Source organism: Marinobacter salexigens (assembly GCF_018860765.1).
Lineage (GTDB): Bacteria > Pseudomonadota > Gammaproteobacteria > Pseudomonadales > Oleiphilaceae > Marinobacter > Marinobacter salexigens_A.
In genome coordinates this window covers 1-2,981 of sequence record NZ_JAHKPV010000016.1, presented here as the reverse complement: position 1 = coordinate 2,981, position 2,981 = coordinate 1, and the positions used below count along the sequence as shown (strand labels likewise).

The 2,981-nt window shown below is 42.1% G+C and carries 4 protein-coding genes; all 4 read left to right on the top strand.

Annotation, left to right across the window (positions count from 1 at the left end; translation table 11 throughout):
* Positions 1–811, top strand: an 811-nt coding sequence (locus KO508_RS09080) for a transposase (protein ID WP_216008011.1), incomplete at its 5' end; no start/stop codon positions are given.
* Positions 812–1,018: 207 nt separating this feature from the next.
* Positions 1,019–1,222 (top strand): hypothetical protein, encoded by a 204-nt coding sequence (locus tag KO508_RS09075; protein WP_216008010.1) that lies wholly within the window; start codon positions 1,019–1,021, stop codon positions 1,220–1,222.
* On the top strand, positions 1,219–2,151 hold the full coding sequence (locus KO508_RS09070; RefSeq protein WP_216008009.1) for a hypothetical protein: 933 nt from the start codon (positions 1,219–1,221) through the stop codon (positions 2,149–2,151). Before KO508_RS09075 ends, KO508_RS09070 begins: the two co-directional genes overlap by 4 nt.
* Complete coding sequence (locus KO508_RS09065) at positions 2,148–2,807, top strand: hypothetical protein (RefSeq protein WP_216008008.1); 660 nt, start codon at positions 2,148–2,150, stop codon at positions 2,805–2,807. The genes KO508_RS09070 and KO508_RS09065 overlap by 4 nt, the downstream gene beginning before the upstream one ends.
* Positions 2,808–2,981 lie beyond the last annotated feature (174 nt).

The following is a 2,981-nucleotide window of genomic DNA, read 5'->3' as shown; positions in this document are numbered from 1 at the left end:
CGGCGTAGCCACGGTGGACAAGAAACACCAGATCATCATCGATGCCCAAGCCTTCGGCGAAGGTCAGGAACACCACACCTTAAAGCCCGTGTTAGAGACGGTTCAGCAGCGCTATCAAAAGCTGGGCATTGCCGACAACATCTACCAAACCGGTGCGGTGGTTACCGCCGATACCGGCTTCGCCAACGAAGCCAATATGAAGTACCTGCATGAACGGCAGATCAACGGCTACATTCCGGACAACCGGTTCCGCAGCCGAGACCCTAAGTTCGCTGGCCAGAAAACCAAGTACGGAAAACGTCACCAGAACCAACCAAAAACCGGCTGGAAACAGGTGATCCCAGCAAGTGAATTCCAGTTCGACCCTGTCGCTATGACCTGCATCTGTCCCGCAGGAGAGTCTCTGCATTACGAAGGCACTCGGACCGACCAAAATGGCGTACCAAGAGCCCACTTCCAAGGGCGATTGCTGCAGTGTCGCCATTGCCCAAAGAAGCACCAATGCATGCAAAACCCCAGTTCGGCGAGTCATCGCAAAGGCAAAGGACGGCAGGTTTCTTATACCTTGGAAGTTAGGCGAGGCCCGACCTTTACCGATTGGATGAAGCATCGGGTGGACAGCCAGCACGGCAAGCAAATCTACAGCCATCGTATGTCGGTGGTGGAACCCGTGTTCGGTAACATCGGCAGCAACAAAGGCCTGAACCGCTTTAGTTTGCGGGGCAAAAAGAAGGTACAGGGCCAGTGGCAACTTTATTGTCTGGTTCACAACATTGAGAAACTGGCGAACTACGGGCAATTAGCGGCATGAGTCTGGGCTATGATACAGCTAGGAGTGGCTCTCAGAGGACTAAATGAGCAACATCTGGTGCAGCATATACATAACGCACCGGTGTTGCCGAGAAATTAACAAACTTGCGTCAGTTCACCGCGAGTGTTGAAAAAACAACAAAGCGGCTGTGGATCAGGCTTTGTGAAGGGTTTTTCTACAGGCTCGTTATATTCAAAAGGAGAAATCGTGCAAAATCATCTCTTAATAAAATTCGCAAAGAGAAAGCCTTTCCAACAAACACCTGAAATGCCAAAAGGTAGTGTGTTTGATCACAAAAGAGGAATTTGGATGTATGAAAACAAGCCTTTAGTAAGCCATACATCAAAATTTGGAACACAAGCTACGAAGAAATGTGATGTGGAAACGGGCGAGGATCAGAAAGGAGAATGAGTGGAACCTGCCTTATTGTATCAAGCATATATGACTTCTCAGTAGATCTGGTGGTTCAAGAGCTAGAGAAAAGAAATGTTGATTACTTGCGAATCAACAAAGAAAATCTTAGCCAATACGAAATAAATATAAACCCAGTAAAAAAAGAGTTTCATATCTCAGGGGAAGGCGTCGATAGGAAAATAACAAAAGTTAAATCAATTTGGTTTCGACAAGCAGTTTTCTTAAGAAACACTCCTGCGAAAGCCTTAAGTCTCGAAGAGCAGTTGTCCAGATCACAATGGTCAGCTTTTTTAAGAAGTTTAATGCTATTTGAAGATTCATATTGGATGAATTGGCCAGCAAGTACTTATGCGGCAGAATCAAAGCCGTATCAATTAATGATTGCATCAGAAGTTGGCTTTAAAGTTCCGGCGACTGAAGTTGGGAATAGTTTCAAAAACTCAAAAATACTAGACACCAAAATTATAGTTAAATCTTTAGACACTGTATTGCTAAGGGATGGTGACGACTGTTTATTTACCTATACGTCTAATGTTGAAGCATCAGAGCTTATAAAAGGTCACATTAATTCTGCACCATTAATAGTTCAGCATTATGTTAATCAAAAAACAGATATTAGAGTTACGGTAATAGAAAATGATATTTTCGCAGTAAAAATAACAACTAATGGAGCGGGAATAGATGATGACTGGAGACTTACAAAAAGAGAACGCATAGAATATACAGACATTCCACTACCCGACGAACTATTGAAGAGCTGCAAGTTATTTATGAAGAGACTGAATTTAAATTTTGGAGCTATTGATTTTATAGAAAGTAATGGAGAGTATTACTTTATTGAAATTAATCCTACTGGTGAATGGGGCTGGCTTTCAAATGAAAAGAGAGCAATAGAAAAATATATCGCAGACGCTCTATCAAGATGAAGATTATAGAAAACCTAAAAGGGATCCTCAGCGTACCGTTTCCTTTTATCTATCTATATGGATTAGAAAAACGCAAGCTCTCAGATGCCACTAATTATATGTCCGAGGAGCATGCTTTCTTCTATGAATTAGATAAAGCCATTGTAGATAGCAGGTTGAAAGAAGAGCATTCAAGATCAAAACAGATTGATGATAAAACTTCAAAATTCAACCTTGGCTTAAGTTTGTGCCTCACAATAATAGGTGTAGCAGCAACTACAATTGCTAAATTATTACCTGATCATGAGTTAAAGCCAATAATTATTGCCTTTCTAAGTATTTCATCTTTATATATGCTTATTGGTGGCTTGGTTTCATTATCGGCTTTCAAATTGATGCCAACTTATGGATATGGAAGTAGGTATGAGTACTTAAAGGCAAGTAATGAAAGAGTTGAGGGCATAAAGGCTCTTATAGGGCAAGAGAATGTCAATCTTATAAAGCAAGTCCGTAATGAGGTTGCATATCAGTGTTTGAGAAATGGCTTTGTCATGCTTTTCATAGCACTGGCAATCATTAGCTACACATCTGTTCTAAGTGCATACCTCGGATCTCCAAAAGCTATGTCATTAGTTAGTTATTTAAAATGCTTGGCCGGTGAGTATGTGCAATTTTGAATATAACAAGCCCATTCATGCGACCGCTTACGGCGGCGCATGATGGGAGCGTTGAGGCTGTATAAAAACCCCAAAACGGATGGTTTTTGGTAGCATTGAGCAAACAGACAAGGAGCCGTAGGCATGCCTCGTTTCAAGCACTACAACTACGGTCAGGATGCCATGGTCGTGATC

What these genes read in the sequence shown, in the direction of transcription:
- KO508_RS09070 (WP_216008009.1), top strand. Translation starts at nt 1,219, where the DNA reads ATGAGTGGAACCTGCCTTATTGTATCAAGCATATATGACTTCTCAGTA.
- KO508_RS09065 (WP_216008008.1), top strand. Translation starts at nt 2,148, where the DNA reads ATGAAGATTATAGAAAACCTAAAAGGGATCCTCAGCGTACCGTTTCCT.